Here is a 14,806-nt window from a genome sequence, read left to right on the forward strand (position 1 = left end):
GGGGCGCCATGCCGACCGGTTCCCCGTGCGAACTCGCGATCGCCGGTATCGATCCAGGGAGCGTGCATCTGGGTACCACCATCCTGCGCCTGAACCTGGCCACGCTTGCCATTACCGGCACTTCTGCCCGCACCCTTGAAGCTCCACGGGAGGGTGCCGGACTGTGGACCACCCAGCTCTTTGGCGAGCGCATTGCGCGCATCGCCTCGCTCGAAGACGCGCTCCTCGCATTTTTTCGCGAGGCCGATCCCTGCATGATCGCCTGCGAGGCCCCCTTCATCAACCTGCGACGCCCCCAGGCCCATGGCGTCCTCACCGAGGTGATCTGTGGCATCAGGCGGGCCGTGATGCGCTACGACACATGGAAGCCGCTTTATCTGATCGATCCCGCCCGTGTGAAAAACGCCGTCGGCGCAAAAGGCAATGCGGACAAGGCGGCGATAAAAGCCGCAGTCCTGCACCTGCGCGACCTGCATTACGACGGCGAAATCCCGCTCACGCTGCTCGACGAGCACAGCCTTGACGCCATCGCGGTGGCTTACGCTCATCGCAAGGCGTGGATGGAGTCGCTATGTTTGGCAAACTGAAGGAGTACGCCGACATCCTGATCGGCGTCGGGGCGCTCATCGTGCTGGTGGCGCTCATCGACTTTGGCGCCTGGCAGTGGCACAAGGTCAGGGTCCTCAACCAGAGTCTCGAGGCGGCCCAGCTGCAGGTTGACCAGCTGCAGGTCGCCAACCGCAATCTCACCCTGCAACTGCAGCTTGCCCAGACGCTTAACCGTGTCAACGACGCGGTCGTCACCGCCACGCTCGAGGAGCACGCGCAGATGACGGCTACGCAGCAGACGATCACCTCCACCATCCAGACCCAGATCGCAGCGGTGCAGAAAAAATACGAACCGGCACCCGGCGAGACCAAAACCCAGACGCACATCGAAGCCGAGGCGCGTGAGATCAGCGAGATCCAGCTCGACGGCATGTGGAAATCCTTCTGTACCGCAGCGCCACCGGGGACCCGGGGCTGTACAGAATTTACTTCATCGCGTGATCCTGTAGCCCGCGCACTGGCATCAGCACCGATTCCGGTGCTGCTGGCCAGCACCGACGCGGCCTCTCGCCAGAACGGGCGGCCGATGCGCGCAACCGTCCCCGAACCCGGGAGCGAAACCGATGAAGCCATGCACTGTGATTGCCGCGCAGGTCCTCGCGATCTGTCTGGCGGCCTGCCAGACGCCCTCTCCCACCGTGGTGAACCACTACCAGACGATCCTGCCGGAGATTCCGTCGGTCCTGATGGCTGACTGCCCGGTGGCGCCGCCCCCCGATCGGGAGCAATACCTGGCGAGCGACTGGCAGGGCAAGGAAAACCTGCTCGCGCAGGCCTACATCGCACAGACCACGAATCTGGCCAGCTGCAATATCGACAAGAAAAACCTGCGCACCTGGTGGGCGCAGACGCGCGAGGCGGTGGAGAAAGCCAATGCAGCCGGTGAGAAGGCAGCGCCATGAGCGCAGACATCACCCAGGCGGTCAGGCTCATGCTCCGCGATGTCGAGGACGCGACGCTGCTAAAGGACACGGAGGACGGCCCGCATTCGCTGCACGACCTACTGCTCGCCTGGCAGATGCTCGCCGCGGACGATGCGCATCTGCCCACGCTCACCCCCGAGTCCACGGCGGGCCAACTCAAGGAGGCCATCGCAGAACTCGACCCCGCCCATGCTCTGATCGTGCTGGCCCGATACAGGGCACAGGACAGCCACGCACACAAGCATGCCCGGCTGGACTCCACGCCGGACCGGCTGCACATCGCCAGCATGCAGACCCAGATCTATGTGCTCGCACTCGTGCTCGCCGTGATGCTCGCGCTCGGTACGGTATTCGCCGCGCTCGCCGTCTTCATTCACCTCGGACTGGTGACACCCACTGCGGCACTGCAGGACATGCTGCAGACCCTGCGCGACGCGCTCAGAACGTTCACGAGATTCGACTGACTGCAATCCCGGTACGCAGTGACAAAACCTGGAGAATGCTTCATGTTCTTCGTTGAACGTTTCGACAGGAATACGCGCGGGCGGGATCTGGCCGTCGGCGATGTGCACGGCATGTACACCGTCCTCTCGCAGTTACTTCAGGCAAGCGGATTTGATCCCGCCGTTGACCGGCTGTTCTGCACGGGGGATCTCGTGGATCGCGGGCCCGAATCGGCGCGCGTACTCGAATGGCTCGACACTCCCTGGTTTCATTCCGTGCGCGGCAATCACGACGATTTCGCCATCCGCTTCCCTGAAGGCACCGTCAACGCAACAACGTATCTTGCCAACGGCGGCGCATGGAATCTCGCCAATCCTGCCGCATTGCAGCGGCGCATCTCGGCCGCCCTCGATCAGTTACCCATCGCGATTGAGGTAGAAACCGCAGCGGGTGTCATCGGCATCATTCACGCCGACTGTCCGCTGCCCTCCTGGCAAGATTTCGTCACTCGCATGACCGATATACGCGTTGCTGACGAAGAACACGATCATCTCGCGAACCTCGCCATGTGGAGCCGTGCCCGTCTCATGGCACAGGACCCTTCGGGTGTGGGCGACATTCACGCGGTCGTGGCCGGTCACACACCTGTCGTCGAATACAGCACGCTTGGCAACGTGCACTTTATCGATACGGGCGCCGTATTCGATGGCGGCCACTTCACACTGCTCGATATTGCAAGCCTGACACCGGTTGTGCCTGCTATCCCTCCTGCCAGCCAATCCAGGTAGCACTGTGGGCAGACTCGCAGCAATAAAACGGCGGTCAGACCTATATCACGTCTGGGAACAGTCACCGGGAGCGCATTCGCGCTCCCTTTTTCTTTTCCAGATCCGGGATATGTCATGAGCCGCAAGAACAGGAATCCGTTTCCGATTATTGCCGATCCGCACAAGCACGCCATTGTGGAAGGTTTGCGTTCACTTTCCCAGAAACGCCATCCGTATACCGTTTTCTGCGATTTTATCGAGATCAGTGCAATTCTCCTGAGTAACCGCACCGATTTTTCCAATGTCGAAAAGCGAAAAATCCGGTACGCCGAAATCATCAAGAAATACACCGATGATGAACAATCCAGCTTCGCGACGATGCTCCACGAGCTTGTGCTGTGTTACCAGCAGCGCGTCGATTCACTCGGCCCCGCAGGACTTCGCAACGATATCGAGAACATCGGCGACATACTTGGCAGCATCTATATGCAGCTAGAAATCGCCAATGAGCGCATGGCGCAGTTTTTCACGCCGTATAACGTCTCTACTGCCATGGCCACCATGATGTTCGGCGGCGAAAACCAGGTACGGGAGATGGTCCGCGAACACGGATTTGCCACGCTCCTCGACCCCTGCTGCGGTGCCAGCGGGATGATTGTCGCCGCGGCCCAGGCCTTTCACCAGTTGGGATTCAACTATGTCGAGCAGTTTCATGCTACCTGCGTCGACATTGATCCAGTATGTGTGCATATGTCCTATCTGCAACTCTCGCTGCTCGGCATTCCGGCAGTCATCATCCACGGTAATTCGCTGACGATGGAGTCGTGGGATACGTGGTACACCGTTCCCCATATCCTCGCTGGCTGGGGTAGACGATTGCGACGACGGCGCGAACAGGAAAAAGAAAAGGAAGCTATCCGGCAGGTTCAAAGTCTGCTCCAGTCAGCCGGCGAAACACCTGCGCCTGAAGCGACTCCCACCCAGGAGACCCACTATGCCAGCAAGCTTCGACTTCCGCCGCCTGCTGCCCGCGCGAATCCGGCTCCTCAGACTCCCCGCCCCCCTTCGCCGTGAACTGCAGCCCGAGCACCTGTCCTTAGGCTTCTGCCTTCATCGATACAGCAAATGGCAGATGGTCGATGGTTTCAGACGCTACAAGGACAGCCGGCGCCTGTATTGTGAACAGTACAGGGAATGCCAGAAGTGCGGCAAGGTCGAGCTTCGGCTTACCGATGCCCGCAACACGGGTTGAAATCTTCTGAACCCCTCTCATTGCGAGAATCTCATGCAAACCGATTTCGAAATACTCTCCGACGTCGACGTGCATCTCCGTGAGGCCGAACAGGCACTTGCCATCGCGATTGCCAAATTTGGCCCGCGTTGTGGCGGCTACTGGCGATTTTCCGGGGCCTGGCGGCACTACAAGAGGGCCATCGGCACGCTGCTGCGCCTGCGCGACTTCCGCAACCAGCTTGGCAAGGCGATCCAGCGGGCGGCCAGTGCCCCCAGCGATCGCTTTACCCCCTGAACAGGCATAATCGCCCGACCATCGATACCAGGTCACATGAAATTCCTTTCTCCCGCGCTATTTATAAGGATATCGAAATGCCAGAATCCACCGGAACTCAGGAAAACGAATCCGCAAACCTCAAGATCCGTCTTGAAGTTGTCATGAACCGGTTGCGTAAAGCGGGCTATCCGGTTTCGCTTTCATCCGATATGCCTTTACGGCTGAGAGTCGTTACCCGCGATGAGATCGCCGTCGCCCACCTGAACCCGGATGACGTCGACCAGTTTCTGGCTGACCATCCCTGCGGACCAAGAAAGCAGATGCCCACACCCGGCACCGGGGAGATTACGCAGGCACAGGCGGCTGGCTTCAGGGTGCATCAGGGACAGGCTGCCGATGGCGCAGAACTGGATGGACGCTGGTGGTGGACACTCAGTCAGCCAGGCTGGGTCGAAGCCGAATCGGGCGACGCCAGTTTTCCTGATGAGATGGGCGCATGGGCGGACGCCGTGCGCGAACTGTGGCGGGACCCCAGACTGGTCCTGAGCGGCAAGGATGATGTCTGCGCCGAAGCAGGCGCACAAGCCATTGTCCTCGTCAGCATTCCGGAACTCATGCACCGGTTTTCTGCAGAACAGTCGCTCAGTCCCGCCATGCGCATGGTGAGAATCGGACAGGCCATCAAGGCATGGCATGTCGCCGATCATGCTGATGAAATCCACGACACGCCTGAGAGTGCGCCATCAACGCTCGTTTGCATGCTCTCGGATCTGCGGCACGACTGCGAAGCCAACCAGCTCGACTTTACGAAACTGGTGGGTGAATCGTACACGGAGTGTCAACTGACGAAACACCATCACGCAGCAAAGGAGACTCCCGTGAACGTGCTGCCCCATGATGCGCAGGAATGCCTGATGGACTTCATCAGTCACCACGGCGATTTCATCAAGGCCTGCCGCTTTATCGCGGATGCCCAGACCGGTTCTGATGACCGGCTGTACTGGCAGCATCAGATCGACGTTCTTGAACGTATGAAACGCCAGGCGAATCGCGTACTGGATTATCTATCTGGTAAAACGCCAATGATCAGTTAGTGGATGTTCGGCGCGTCGATATCCTCGAGCGACGTGAGTTTCTGTGTGGTCGTATTACCCGTAATCTGCGCATTGCCCTTCACGTTCACGTTTGCCGCGATGCTCACCTGACCCGTACCCGCTCCCGTGCTGCCGGGAGCAGTGGTCATGTCGCCATTCAGTTGCAGCGCCCCGTTCTCGGTAAAGTTGCCAGTGTGCGTGGTGGTAGCCTGGATATTCAGGGTCGTCGTCCTGATATCGATTTCGTCCTGCGCGAACACGCTCAGCTTCGTGGCCATCATCTGCAGTAGCGACTGGTCTCCATTGCCGATCTCGAAGTGGTTCTGGGTCGAGTCGAGCACGAGGTAATTACCGATATCGTCCTGAATGCGCAGATATCCCTCCTTCGTGTTCAGCTGAATCCCATACGCGTAGGGCTCGCCATTCGCTTTCGAGGTGGTGAGCGTCACCAGCCCCGTGTGTGTCGAGACCTGAAAGTAGTAGCTGTTCGACGGATCCGGTTGCGCTGACTCGTCCTGCGTGCCACTCCAGGCGTGCGTGACCGTCTCGAGCTTGCGCAAGCCCGAATCATCTCCGCACACCGTCCAGTAATAGCGGTCGGTATCCGCGAACTGGTAGAGCTTCACGCGTGCACCACGCCTTACATCCGGTGCACTCACCCGGTTCGATTCCCCCTCTCTTAACCATTCAGCCTTGATCGTGTTCGATGAAGCAACCTGCGTGCTGTAGGCCGCCCCGTTCACATCCGTGCCCGAACTCGATAGCGTCGTTCCGGTCTGGGTGAGTTCGCCGTCCACGAACGGCAGTTTCTCGATCGGTGTGACCTCCACGGTATTGCTTGAAGGCAGCTTGTTTTCCGCCACGATACCAATGGAAAACGGCTGCAGGTGAGAAGCAGGAGGATTCGCCATAAAACCTCCGCATGATCGTCTGCAAATCAGTCAACCAGAAAAAAATCGCCCAGGATCATCGTCTGAAGGAGAACTCCAACAAGGAAAAATGACATGAACGATAAGGAATACCAGGTACATCGCGGAGACCTGATGCTCTACATGGCTACCGTGCCGATGCTCGTTGACGAGGAAGGTTCATTGCTCGCGTGTTACTGGTCACTGGCACGCGTCACCAGCGTGACGCCCAACGGACACGTAGGCGCATACCGCACGTTCGGCACGCATTTCGTGAGCAGAGAAGAGCCTGATGAGTGCGCGTTTCTTTCGGCCAGCAAGGTTGATGTCCAGGCGATCGAACGCGACATGAATGCACGGGTGGTGAGACAGCGAGATGCCAACAGGTTCAAGCTTCCCGACTACGCCTACGAGTACGTGCAGACATTCATGCTGGAGACCACGAAACCATGACAGAAACCCACCGCACCCAGGATGCCGGAATGACTGACATCCAGCACATCCCCACACAGAAACTGCTGGCAGAACTGGCCAGGCGTCAGGCCCTCCATCAGATGCAGGGTGCGATCGAGGCACTGTACGACCAGCTCGAACGTACCGGTGCTCTCTCAGGTGACAGCGCCCTGTCCGCCTACCTGATGTACCGGGTACGACGTGAGGCCGCTCTCGTCCATGGCACACCGAATGCACATCAATCTGCGCAGTTCTGGCAGGCAAAGATCGATGCGCTTGACGAAGACCAGCGTAATCCCGCCCGCCCTCCCCCCTTCAAAACCATTCATGAAAAAGGAAACTTCACCCGCACGGCGCGGGGACCTGATCATCACGCAGGCGACATCGTCATTCGTCCATCTCAAGGAAGGACGGCAAAGCCGCACGTTCTGGACACTGGGTCGCGTAACATCCGTGTCCCGCGACGGACGAGTGAAGGCGTATCGCACCTTTGGTGTCCATCATGACAGCCGGCACACACCGCTGCACTGTCATCTGGTAACAGCACAGAGAGCTGATCTCGCTGCGATCGCGCGCGACATGACCGAACTGATTGCAAGCCGGTGGAATGCCAACGAATTCGCCGATCTCGACGCCGTACGCGCTTACCTGCAGGCGTACAGGATCGAACCTCAACGCCGGTAACAAACTGTCCGCCTTCTCCATGAACAGGAAGAACAAACCCGCCCGGCGCGGAGATCTGGTCGTTGTACAGATGGCCGAACTCGCCACCCAGGACGGCGAAATTGAAATCAAACGTTGCTTCCTGACCCTGGGCCGGGTCACGCTCGCCAACGAAAAAGGAACCGTTATGGCTTACCGCCGCTTCGGCAGACATTTCGTTGACCGGGAAGTGCCAGAGCAGTGCGCGGGCGTCAACGCCCAGCGCATCGACATGCAGGCCATCGAGCGCGACATGACTGCGCGTATCGCGAAAAATCCCACCGCCAACGAATTCGCCGACCTCGAAACGCTGGAAGCCTATTTGTGCACGTTCATGAAGGAAACCCGCGTCCCATGAAAGCTAACCCGTCCACCACGTATTTCATCAGACTCGACACCGCCACCGGAATCGCCACCCGCGCAGCCGACGATTCCCGCCTGCCGCAAACGATATTCCGTACTCCCGACACAGCCGGCTGGACCCATACCAACTCGCTCGCACGTATCCTGGACAGCCGTCACTGCGAGGTTTTCGTGACGATACTGCCCCGACATTACTTCCCATAGCGCCAGCGCCGCGCAGAACCCGGAGGAAATGGCCGTGTACTACACCGCGTTAATCCTCAGGGGCTACAAACGTTTTGCCCTGAACCCGATCGCGACCTTCATCCTCCGGCCGGTCGAGATCATCCAGCTGATTCTCGGCACCAACGGCTCGGGCAAGTCTTCCCTGCTGCGCGAACTCTCGCCGCTACCCGCCGTGGCCGCTGACTTCCAGAAGGATGGCTCCAAGGAAATCCACATCACCGACCGGGGCCACCAGTACCGGCTCATCAGTTCTTTCGGTTCAACAACACGTCACAGCTTTCTCAGGGATGGCGAGGAGCTCAACCCGGGTGGCACCGCCACCGTGCATCGCGAACTGGTGCAGCAGACCTTTGGCGTCACGCCCGAGACGCACGAGCTCATGCTCGGCACCGAACGCTTCACCACCATGGGACCGGCGCGTCGGCGCGAATGGTTCACAAAGCTCTCCGACATCAACTTCGATTACGCGATTGCCGTCTATACGCGCCTGAAGGACGAATGGCGCAACGTGTCGGGTGCGCTCAAGCTCGATCGCAGGCAGCTCGTGCTCGAGCAGGCGAAGATCATTACCCGGGAGGAACAGGCAAAGCTCGACGCCGAAGTCAAAAGCCTGCACAGCGATCTCACCCGCCTCATTGAGCTGCGCGCGCCCATCGAGCGGCCAGTGGAGGACATCGACGTTGATCGCCGGGCGATCGAGAATGAGCTTCGCACGATGAGCCGGCAACTGCTCGGCCTTCGCGCACAGGCGCCACCCGCGCTTTCCGGCACGCTTTCCGGCACGCAAACCGGCCTCCCGGAAAAGCTCACCTTTGAGAACACCGGCGACGTCGACCGTCATATCGAGGCGATCCGCCACCGGATCACGGCACAGGAGGCCGTCCTCACCCGCTGCGTCACCGAGCACGACCAGCTCAGGGAGGCCGTCGATGTGCTGCGGCGGCGTGGCAGCGCTGACCTGAAAAGCCTCAGCAGGCGTATCTCGCAGCTGCAGGACGCCCGCCATCAACTCCTCGCCGCGCGGCGTCTGAAGCTCGAGGGGTTCGAGGCCACCGCAGCCATGCAGACGTTCACGTCCATCAGTGAGACGCTGGCAGAAAAACTCGCGACGCTGCCCGCCATCGGGGAGGGACACTACAGTGCGGCGCTTCTGAAGCAGGAACGCGAGCGCGTCCTGAAGCTCCGGGAGGCGCGCACGCAGTCCATGCGGCAGCTCGCGAGCCTGCAGGCGAAAAAGCTGCACGCCGAGCAGCATCGTGCGCAGGGCAGCATCACCTGTCCGAAGTGTCGTCATGTCTTCACGCAGGGCGCGACTGGGGACACGCTGCGCCAGCTTGCAAAGGAAATCGCAGCGGCCACCGATGCGCTGGCACGGCTGGAAAAGCAGGTCACCCGGGCCGAAGAATCGGTCGCCACGATCCAGGCCTATGGGGATCGCTACCGCGAGATCCAGCAGATCATTCACATGGCGCCGGCACTTAAATCCTTCTGGGAGCATCTGGCTGATACCAATGAACTGAGACTCGCCCCCGCGAAGCTCGTGGGCACACTCGCGCTCCTCGGTGAAGATCTCGAACTGGAGGTCAGGGCCGCCACCCACCAGCTTGAGATCGACGAGGCCAGGAAGCTGCTTGTCCAGTCTGAGCGCCTGGGAGACGCCACGCTTGAGCAGAGCGTACAGAAACTCACCGGGGCAGCGCGCAGCGTGGGTGAACTCACCCAGACGCTCGCGGCACAGCGCCAGTCGCTCGCGGACTTCACGCACTACCGCAGGAAGCTCGCCGAGGCGATGGCGCTCGCCTCCCGCATCGAAGCGGCCTGCCGCGAGTTCGAGACACTCACCCAGGAGCAGGTCGAGATGCTGTACCGTTCGACCATTCACCAGTGCATACGCCAGCTACAGAGCGAGCTCGCCCGCAAGGAGGAAATCCTCTCCAGCCTGAACCAGCAGAAAGCCGTCGTCGCGAGTCTGGAAAAGATAATCGACAGGCGCACGCTTGAGGAAGCGGCGCTCGCGGCCGCCCTCCAGGAGCTCTCCCCCACTGACGGCCTGATTGCCGAAGGCCTGACCGGATTTATCCGCGTGTTCACGCGCCAGATGAACCAGCTCATCCGCAAGATCTGGGTCTATCCACTGGAAATCCGGCCGTGTGTGGCCATCGAGGAAAAGGGCGTCGAGCTCGACTACCGGTTTCCGCTCATGGTGGGCGACGAGGCGAACGTGGTGGCGGATGTGAGCCGCGGCAGCAGCGGCATGCAGGAGATCGTCGATCTTGCCTTCAAGGTGCAGGCCATGAAATACCTGCATCTGGACGAGGGGCCGCTCCTGCTCGACGAATGGGGCATCACATTCGATGCCGCGCATCGCAGCGCCTCGATTGCCGCCGTCAAGCAGCTCATGGACACACGGCCCTTCAGCCAGCTTTTCATGATCTCGCACTACGCCGCGACCTACGGCGCGTTCAGCAACGTCCAGACGTGCGTACTGGATGCGCGCAACATCGCGGTGCCCAAAGTCTACAACACGCACGTCACCATGACCTGAGTGGGGAAGACATGACCCGCGATGAAATCACCCAGGCGCTCGCCTCAATCGGGCGGCATCACACCCATGCGCAGCGTGAACTCGTGCAGCTGGTCAAGCGCCTGCAGAAGGAGGGCGCAAGTATGGAACCGGTTGAGTCCACCGATGCACCGGTTGACGGGCCAGCCAGCGTACCGCGCGATCCTAGCGTGGCGCCGCCCACCCGTGAAGAGGCGCTCGCTACCGCAAAGGAAGTCCTCAGGGAGAAGCTGCGTGGCGCAGGGCAGTCCCATCTGCTGCATCTGGTCGACCAGGTACAGCAGCCGGATCTCGATGCGCTGCATCGTGCTGCACCCGCTGGCCCGAACCCGTCCCCCTGCACAGCGTTACGGGAGCGTGTCCCGGATACGGCCGACCTGGAATTCCTGCGGGACATCTTCGATGGCGAGACCCTTGCAGGCGGGCGCGGGCGCATCGGCCGTGGTGCCGGCGGGCTCAGGCAGTACGAGCAGGACGTCCGGGTGGCCAGCCAGGCTGATCTGAAAACCTGGCCCAGCGGCTTTTATACCGACCACACGAACCAGGCCACCCAGTTCCTCTTCAATCAGGCCGCGAACGGCTGGGCGCTCCTCATCGAGGGTCTGCCGGCCGGTACCGGTATTTTCACGCTGCATTACGGCGACGCCGGGCGAACCTGCTTTTTCCCGGTGGCAACCAGCGGGCTCGACCACGAGACACGGGAGTTTCTGGCGGCAAGTTTCAGGCAGGTGTTCATGCCGTGACACGCTCACGCCTGCTTCATCGAACCTGAGCCGCACCATATCCAGCCCGTACAGCTTTCCTTACATCAATCAGGATTACGAATTGATTTAGTTGATAATTCAGTTACCATTGACCGATGGGCGCATCTTGAACCGTTTGGCATTAACGCCCTCACGGGAGAGGCCTGTCACTACATGATGCGCCTGCTGTGCGATGTCAACGAGGAGGGGCGCCAGGCGCTCCTCGACTACCTTTCGCTGCCCGCCAGTACGGTACTCGCCGATCCCTGGAACCACTTCGTGAATGGCGAGCCCAGTGTGGGCAGCATCATGCTGCACACGGGCAGCCTGCCCGCGCTCGCCGAATTCCTGCTGCGGCGCTCGGGCGCGAAAGCGCTGGTGCGTCTGTCCTCATCAGGTGCCATCACCGGCCTGTTCACCGATGAGCGCGTGGCGCAGTACAGGCAGTTGCTCAGGGACATGCCCCATTCCACGCACCGCTGGCAGATCCAGCGCCTCACATCAGGTACCCAACCCCACGCCGGTTCGCGCAACCTCCACGCCGCGACCGGACGCTCACTATAGGGGTTACGCATTCATGACCGGACAGGACATTGAAACCGCCGCATGGCATTTTGTCATCGCGGCTATCTGGGCCGATGCCACCGAAGGCGTACTGGTCAGAAGCACCCGCGAGACCAGTGCCATTGCCCGAACCTTTGTGGAGGAATTCGTCAAGGCATACCCGGTCGAATGCGCCGCGATACTGGCAGCACAGGAATACGGCGCTCACCCTGATGCGGGCTCACCGGCTGCCGCCTTCGGCCACGATCTCTATCTGACCTGCACGGGTCATGGCACCGGATTCTGGGACCGGCGAGAACTGGGAGAAACGGGCAAACGCATCAGCGAGCGCATTCGCCTCGAATCACGACGCTGGAATATCGAAACGTATTGCGACCGTCGGCAGCTGCACTTCTGCGTCTCGCCGCGCATGCACTTTCTTTCCCGGTACCGCCCATGAAAGTCGGTCAGGACGTACTGAAAGTACTGGGCTCGGCATCGGTGCGTGGCAGTACGCTCGCGCTCAGCAACATGCTCGGGCGCCAGCTCTATCAACGTACCGACAAGGTACTCAAGGCAGCCGGCGGCGAATGGAACCGCAAGGCCCGCGCACATCTCTTTGACTGCGATGCCGCGGACGCAATCGAGCAGATCATCCTTTCGGGTGAAGTCACGGTTGCCCAGGACTTCGGCTTTTTCCCGACGCCAGCAACGATTGTGCAGCGCCTGATCGCACTCGCCGGTATCCAGTCAAATCACATCGTGCTCGAACCCAGCGCCGGTCGCGGCAACATCGCCCGCGCGCTCGGTCATGCCAGACGGGTGGACTGCTACGAACTGCTGCCGAAGAACGTTGCGGCATTGCGTGGTCTGGATCTGAAGAACTGCCGCATTGTCGAGGCTGATTTTCTTGACATCAAGCCGCGGCCTGTCTACGACCGCATCGTGATGAATCCGCCGTTCGCAAAACGCGCCGACATTCATCATGTCCGGCACGCGCTGGACTTTCTCAAACCCGGCGGCCGCCTCGTCTCGGTGATGTCCAGGAGCGTGATGTTCCGTGAGGACCGGCTCGCGAAGGAATTCCGGGACCTGGTCGCGCAACGGGGCGGGCAGTTCGAGGCGCTCGAGGATGGCGCCTTCACCGAAAGCGGCACGCTAGTCAGCACCGTGATCGTCACCATCCCGGGTACCGCGGGTCGCGGCACACGCCAGCGCCCCGTGGTACCCGTGCGCAAGCCCCGGCACACGGACGCAGAAAAGACTCTGGCGCAGGAGCGTATCGACCTCATCAAAACCCCGCAATCCGGTCGACCGGAAAGCCGCCCCCTCCCTCCCCGGGTTGAACTGCTGGCCAGGTTGCCGGTTGAGCTGCCTGAAGGGTGGAGTATCGAGCCCTAAGGCGAAGACGGCATCGTCGTCATCAAGGCCCCGCACCAGCACGGCACCCTGTCTTACAACTCATACCGGGATCCAGTCGCACGTTTGCTGACCCAGGACGAAGTTGACCAGCACCGGCAATACGTCGATGATGCCGTCACGCAAATGCGTGCCGGGCAACGGGCGCGGGCAAGCGCTACCGGTCGTGATGTGCTGGTTCCGCCCTCGCGCTAGTCGTCAGCTATTGAAATCAATGTCGCACCCGATCTGCAGGAAGTACGCGGGACTCACGCCCGCGGCATGCATCGGATTGCGACTGTCGGTCAGGCCCGTCTCGCCCTTCGCATCGACCGTGCGGTAGAGGTAATTGTCTTTCAGATTGTCCTCAACCCTCAAGGACCACTGCCTGTCCTCCGGGACGGGCCAGTATTCAGCGATCTTTCCGCTGCCTGTCATGAGCGGCCAGACGGGCTCCACGTAGCTGATATAGGCGCCCGGCCAGCGCGGCGCCTCCACGCCCACGAGTTCGGTCCACAGCTGCGTATTGTCGATGAGCACCACAAAGGACTGGCTCATCGCCAGATACGCCTCGATATAGGCGTCCGAGATCATTTCGGCCACCGTAAACGCATGCGGATTGTCCGGCCACTTCGAAAGCGGCAGCATTGAGAGGTCGATGAAGCGCCCCGACTCGTAGTACCGGTCAAAGAGCGGCAGGTTATTGAAATTGATCATGAGCGAGCGGATCCCCACGAGCGAGACGGTCTTCGCATCGAGCACGTGCAGGTAGCCGCCGATCACCACCATCACCGTATAGCCCGTCAAATCCACGCCCAGATTCAGGTACGCGCGGTTGCCCAGATTTTCGGTATCGATCTGTTTATAGATCATCTCCGGTGTGATCGGCACATACGTGAGCGTGCCCAGATCCTCAAAGTCCACGATCCCGACTTTAATTTTTTTGGCGTGTATCACGGATTTCATGCCGTCGATCACCCAGATGCCGTTCTCGCGGTCGGTGTCGATGAGGTGAAAGAAGCCGTTCACGCTCACCATGCAGCTCTGGATAAAATCGCTGTACGACGTCGACTCGCGTGTCATGAAGAGATCGGTCTTCTCCGTGGTGGGCAGGGGACTCGTGAGTGACGCGATGGGACTGATGGGTTCGATGGCATAGCCCGCCTGGAACGCATCCTGATAGCGTGCGTACGCGGGAGTAAGGGTCGGGATGGTGTCGGACGTGGGTAGCGCCGCATCACCCATCGCGGCCAGATACGCATTGAAGGTCTGCTGCTGGTCGGTAATCGTGGCGAGAATATCGTTCAGGTTCAGGGATACCGGCGCTGCGAGAAACGGGTTGGCCAGCACCGCGTAGACCACCGCGTAGTTCTGGATCACCGCTGCAAAGCTCATGTCGCCCAGATCAATGGCGCTCCAGTCCTGCCCCCCGCCCAAGGCCTTGCCCATCGCAGAAACGAGCGTATACATCGCTAACCTCCTCCCGGAAACCCTTCACGAATCGTATGGCTGCCTGCACATGCTGCACAGCCATACGATGCGCGACGTGTTTTCAGGAGTG

At 60.5% G+C, this 14,806-nt stretch carries 20 protein-coding genes; 17 read left to right on the forward strand and 3 right to left on the reverse strand.

The genetic code is table 11. From position 1 onward, the window contains the following. The first annotated feature begins 8 nt into the window (after window positions 1–8). The 6 genes from L0U80_RS28485 to L0U80_RS28510 all read left to right on the forward strand — a co-directional run bounded on the left by L0U80_RS28485 (window position 9) and on the right by L0U80_RS28510 (window position 3,817). Window positions 9–587, forward strand: coding sequence for a RuvC family protein (locus L0U80_RS28485; protein ID WP_233874149.1), 579 nt, complete (start codon window positions 9–11; stop codon window positions 585–587). Then, on the forward strand, window positions 572–1,303 hold the full coding sequence (locus tag L0U80_RS28490; protein ID WP_233874151.1) for an FtsB/FtsL family cell division protein: 732 nt from the start codon (window positions 572–574) through the stop codon (window positions 1,301–1,303). The genes L0U80_RS28485 and L0U80_RS28490 overlap by 16 nt, the downstream gene beginning before the upstream one ends. Beyond that, window positions 1,296–1,511 (forward strand): hypothetical protein, encoded by a 216-nt coding sequence (locus L0U80_RS28495; RefSeq protein WP_233874154.1) that lies wholly within the window; start codon window positions 1,296–1,298, stop codon window positions 1,509–1,511. Before L0U80_RS28490 ends, L0U80_RS28495 begins: the two co-directional genes overlap by 8 nt. After that, a complete protein-coding gene (locus L0U80_RS28500) occupies window positions 1,508–1,996 on the forward strand; it encodes a hypothetical protein (protein ID WP_233874157.1) in 489 nt (162 codons plus the stop codon). The genes L0U80_RS28495 and L0U80_RS28500 overlap by 4 nt, the downstream gene beginning before the upstream one ends. Window positions 1,997–2,038: 42 nt before the next feature. After that, window positions 2,039–2,764 (forward strand): metallophosphoesterase, encoded by a 726-nt coding sequence (locus tag L0U80_RS28505; protein WP_233874160.1) that lies wholly within the window; start codon window positions 2,039–2,041, stop codon window positions 2,762–2,764. A gap of 114 nt (window positions 2,765–2,878) precedes the next feature. Next, window positions 2,879–3,817, forward strand: a complete 939-nt coding sequence (locus L0U80_RS28510) for an N-6 DNA methylase (RefSeq protein WP_233874162.1) — start codon at window positions 2,879–2,881, stop codon at window positions 3,815–3,817. Window positions 3,818–3,839: 22 nt separating this feature from the next. Here the strand turns inward: L0U80_RS28510 and L0U80_RS28515 are convergent, their stop codons facing one another. After that, the gene (locus L0U80_RS28515) at window positions 3,840–4,016 is read right to left on the reverse strand and encodes a hypothetical protein (protein ID WP_233874165.1); all 177 of its coding nucleotides are present in this window, start codon (window positions 4,014–4,016) and stop codon (window positions 3,840–3,842) included. A gap of 12 nt (window positions 4,017–4,028) precedes the next feature. Between L0U80_RS28515 and L0U80_RS28520 the strand changes: the two genes are divergently transcribed. Both L0U80_RS28520 and L0U80_RS28525 read left to right on the forward strand, forming a co-directional pair. Next, window positions 4,029–4,271 (forward strand): hypothetical protein, encoded by a 243-nt coding sequence (locus L0U80_RS28520; RefSeq protein WP_233874167.1) that lies wholly within the window; start codon window positions 4,029–4,031, stop codon window positions 4,269–4,271. Window positions 4,272–4,348: 77 nt separating this feature from the next. Continuing rightward, on the forward strand, window positions 4,349–5,347 hold the full coding sequence (locus L0U80_RS28525) for a hypothetical protein (protein WP_233874169.1): 999 nt from the start codon (window positions 4,349–4,351) through the stop codon (window positions 5,345–5,347). Here L0U80_RS28525 and L0U80_RS28530 read toward each other — a convergent pair. Beyond that, entirely contained in the window at window positions 5,344–6,258 is a 915-nt protein-coding gene (locus L0U80_RS28530; protein ID WP_233874172.1) for a hypothetical protein, read from the reverse strand. The two genes, L0U80_RS28525 and L0U80_RS28530, sit on opposite strands and share 4 nt — an antisense overlap. Before the next feature lie 93 nt (window positions 6,259–6,351). On the opposite strand from L0U80_RS28530, the gene L0U80_RS28535 reads away from it, so the two are divergent. The 9 genes from L0U80_RS28535 to L0U80_RS28575 all read left to right on the forward strand — a co-directional run bounded on the left by L0U80_RS28535 (window position 6,352) and on the right by L0U80_RS28575 (window position 13,248). Further along, a complete protein-coding gene (locus L0U80_RS28535; RefSeq protein ID WP_233874175.1) occupies window positions 6,352–6,708 on the forward strand; it encodes a hypothetical protein in 357 nt (118 codons plus the stop codon). Next, window positions 6,705–7,214, forward strand: a complete 510-nt coding sequence (locus tag L0U80_RS28540) for a class I SAM-dependent rRNA methyltransferase (protein ID WP_233874178.1) — start codon at window positions 6,705–6,707, stop codon at window positions 7,212–7,214. Before L0U80_RS28535 ends, L0U80_RS28540 begins: the two co-directional genes overlap by 4 nt. A 197-nt stretch (window positions 7,215–7,411) precedes the next feature. Further along, a complete protein-coding gene (locus L0U80_RS28545; protein WP_233874181.1) occupies window positions 7,412–7,768 on the forward strand; it encodes a hypothetical protein in 357 nt (118 codons plus the stop codon). Next, window positions 7,765–7,977, forward strand: a complete 213-nt coding sequence (locus L0U80_RS28550) for a hypothetical protein (protein WP_233874184.1) — start codon at window positions 7,765–7,767, stop codon at window positions 7,975–7,977. The genes L0U80_RS28545 and L0U80_RS28550 overlap by 4 nt, the downstream gene beginning before the upstream one ends. A 34-nt stretch (window positions 7,978–8,011) precedes the next feature. Beyond that, window positions 8,012–10,543, forward strand: coding sequence for a hypothetical protein (locus tag L0U80_RS28555; RefSeq protein ID WP_233874187.1), 2,532 nt, complete (start codon window positions 8,012–8,014; stop codon window positions 10,541–10,543). An 11-nt stretch (window positions 10,544–10,554) separates the two neighbouring features. Then, window positions 10,555–11,304, forward strand: a complete 750-nt coding sequence (locus L0U80_RS28560) for a hypothetical protein (RefSeq protein ID WP_233874190.1) — start codon at window positions 10,555–10,557, stop codon at window positions 11,302–11,304. Window positions 11,305–11,478: 174 nt separating this feature from the next. Further along, on the forward strand, window positions 11,479–11,868 hold the full coding sequence (locus tag L0U80_RS28565; protein WP_233874192.1) for a hypothetical protein: 390 nt from the start codon (window positions 11,479–11,481) through the stop codon (window positions 11,866–11,868). A 13-nt stretch (window positions 11,869–11,881) separates the two neighbouring features. Beyond that, a complete protein-coding gene (locus L0U80_RS28570) occupies window positions 11,882–12,307 on the forward strand; it encodes a hypothetical protein (protein WP_233874195.1) in 426 nt (141 codons plus the stop codon). Window positions 12,308–12,378: 71 nt separating this feature from the next. Beyond that, window positions 12,379–13,248: a methyltransferase gene (locus L0U80_RS28575; protein WP_233874198.1), complete on the forward strand. Its 870-nt coding sequence runs from the start codon at window positions 12,379–12,381 to the stop codon at window positions 13,246–13,248. A 216-nt stretch (window positions 13,249–13,464) separates the two neighbouring features. On the opposite strand, the gene L0U80_RS28580 is transcribed toward L0U80_RS28575, so the two are convergent. After that, window positions 13,465–14,715, reverse strand: a complete 1,251-nt coding sequence (locus L0U80_RS28580) for a hypothetical protein (protein ID WP_233874201.1) — start codon at window positions 14,713–14,715, stop codon at window positions 13,465–13,467. Between the last annotated feature and the right edge of the window lie 91 nt (window positions 14,716–14,806).

The organism is Paraburkholderia adhaesiva, assembly GCF_021390575.1.
Lineage (GTDB): Bacteria > Pseudomonadota > Gammaproteobacteria > Burkholderiales > Burkholderiaceae > Paraburkholderia > Paraburkholderia adhaesiva.

Coding starts and splice junctions, on each gene's coding strand:
- L0U80_RS28485 (WP_233874149.1), top strand. CDS start 9: ATGCCGACCGGTTCCCCGTGCGAACTCGCGATCGCCGGTATCGATCCA.
- L0U80_RS28490 (WP_233874151.1), top strand. CDS start 572: ATGTTTGGCAAACTGAAGGAGTACGCCGACATCCTGATCGGCGTCGGG.
- L0U80_RS28495 (WP_233874154.1), top strand. CDS start 1,296: ATGGCTGACTGCCCGGTGGCGCCGCCCCCCGATCGGGAGCAATACCTG.
- L0U80_RS28500 (WP_233874157.1), top strand. CDS start 1,508: ATGAGCGCAGACATCACCCAGGCGGTCAGGCTCATGCTCCGCGATGTC.
- L0U80_RS28505 (WP_233874160.1), top strand. CDS start 2,039: ATGTTCTTCGTTGAACGTTTCGACAGGAATACGCGCGGGCGGGATCTG.
- L0U80_RS28510 (WP_233874162.1), top strand. CDS start 2,879: ATGAGCCGCAAGAACAGGAATCCGTTTCCGATTATTGCCGATCCGCAC.
- L0U80_RS28515 (WP_233874165.1), bottom strand. CDS start 4,016: ATGAGAGGGGTTCAGAAGATTTCAACCCGTGTTGCGGGCATCGGTAAG.
- L0U80_RS28520 (WP_233874167.1), top strand. CDS start 4,029: ATGCAAACCGATTTCGAAATACTCTCCGACGTCGACGTGCATCTCCGT.
- L0U80_RS28525 (WP_233874169.1), top strand. CDS start 4,349: ATGCCAGAATCCACCGGAACTCAGGAAAACGAATCCGCAAACCTCAAG.
- L0U80_RS28530 (WP_233874172.1), bottom strand. CDS start 6,258: ATGGCGAATCCTCCTGCTTCTCACCTGCAGCCGTTTTCCATTGGTATC.
- L0U80_RS28535 (WP_233874175.1), top strand. CDS start 6,352: ATGAACGATAAGGAATACCAGGTACATCGCGGAGACCTGATGCTCTAC.
- L0U80_RS28540 (WP_233874178.1), top strand. CDS start 6,705: ATGACAGAAACCCACCGCACCCAGGATGCCGGAATGACTGACATCCAG.
- L0U80_RS28545 (WP_233874181.1), top strand. CDS start 7,412: ATGAACAGGAAGAACAAACCCGCCCGGCGCGGAGATCTGGTCGTTGTA.
- L0U80_RS28550 (WP_233874184.1), top strand. CDS start 7,765: ATGAAAGCTAACCCGTCCACCACGTATTTCATCAGACTCGACACCGCC.
- L0U80_RS28560 (WP_233874190.1), top strand. CDS start 10,555: ATGACCCGCGATGAAATCACCCAGGCGCTCGCCTCAATCGGGCGGCAT.
- L0U80_RS28565 (WP_233874192.1), top strand. CDS start 11,479: ATGATGCGCCTGCTGTGCGATGTCAACGAGGAGGGGCGCCAGGCGCTC.
- L0U80_RS28570 (WP_233874195.1), top strand. CDS start 11,882: ATGACCGGACAGGACATTGAAACCGCCGCATGGCATTTTGTCATCGCG.
- L0U80_RS28575 (WP_233874198.1), top strand. CDS start 12,379: ATGCTCGGGCGCCAGCTCTATCAACGTACCGACAAGGTACTCAAGGCA.
- L0U80_RS28580 (WP_233874201.1), bottom strand. CDS start 14,715: ATGTATACGCTCGTTTCTGCGATGGGCAAGGCCTTGGGCGGGGGGCAG.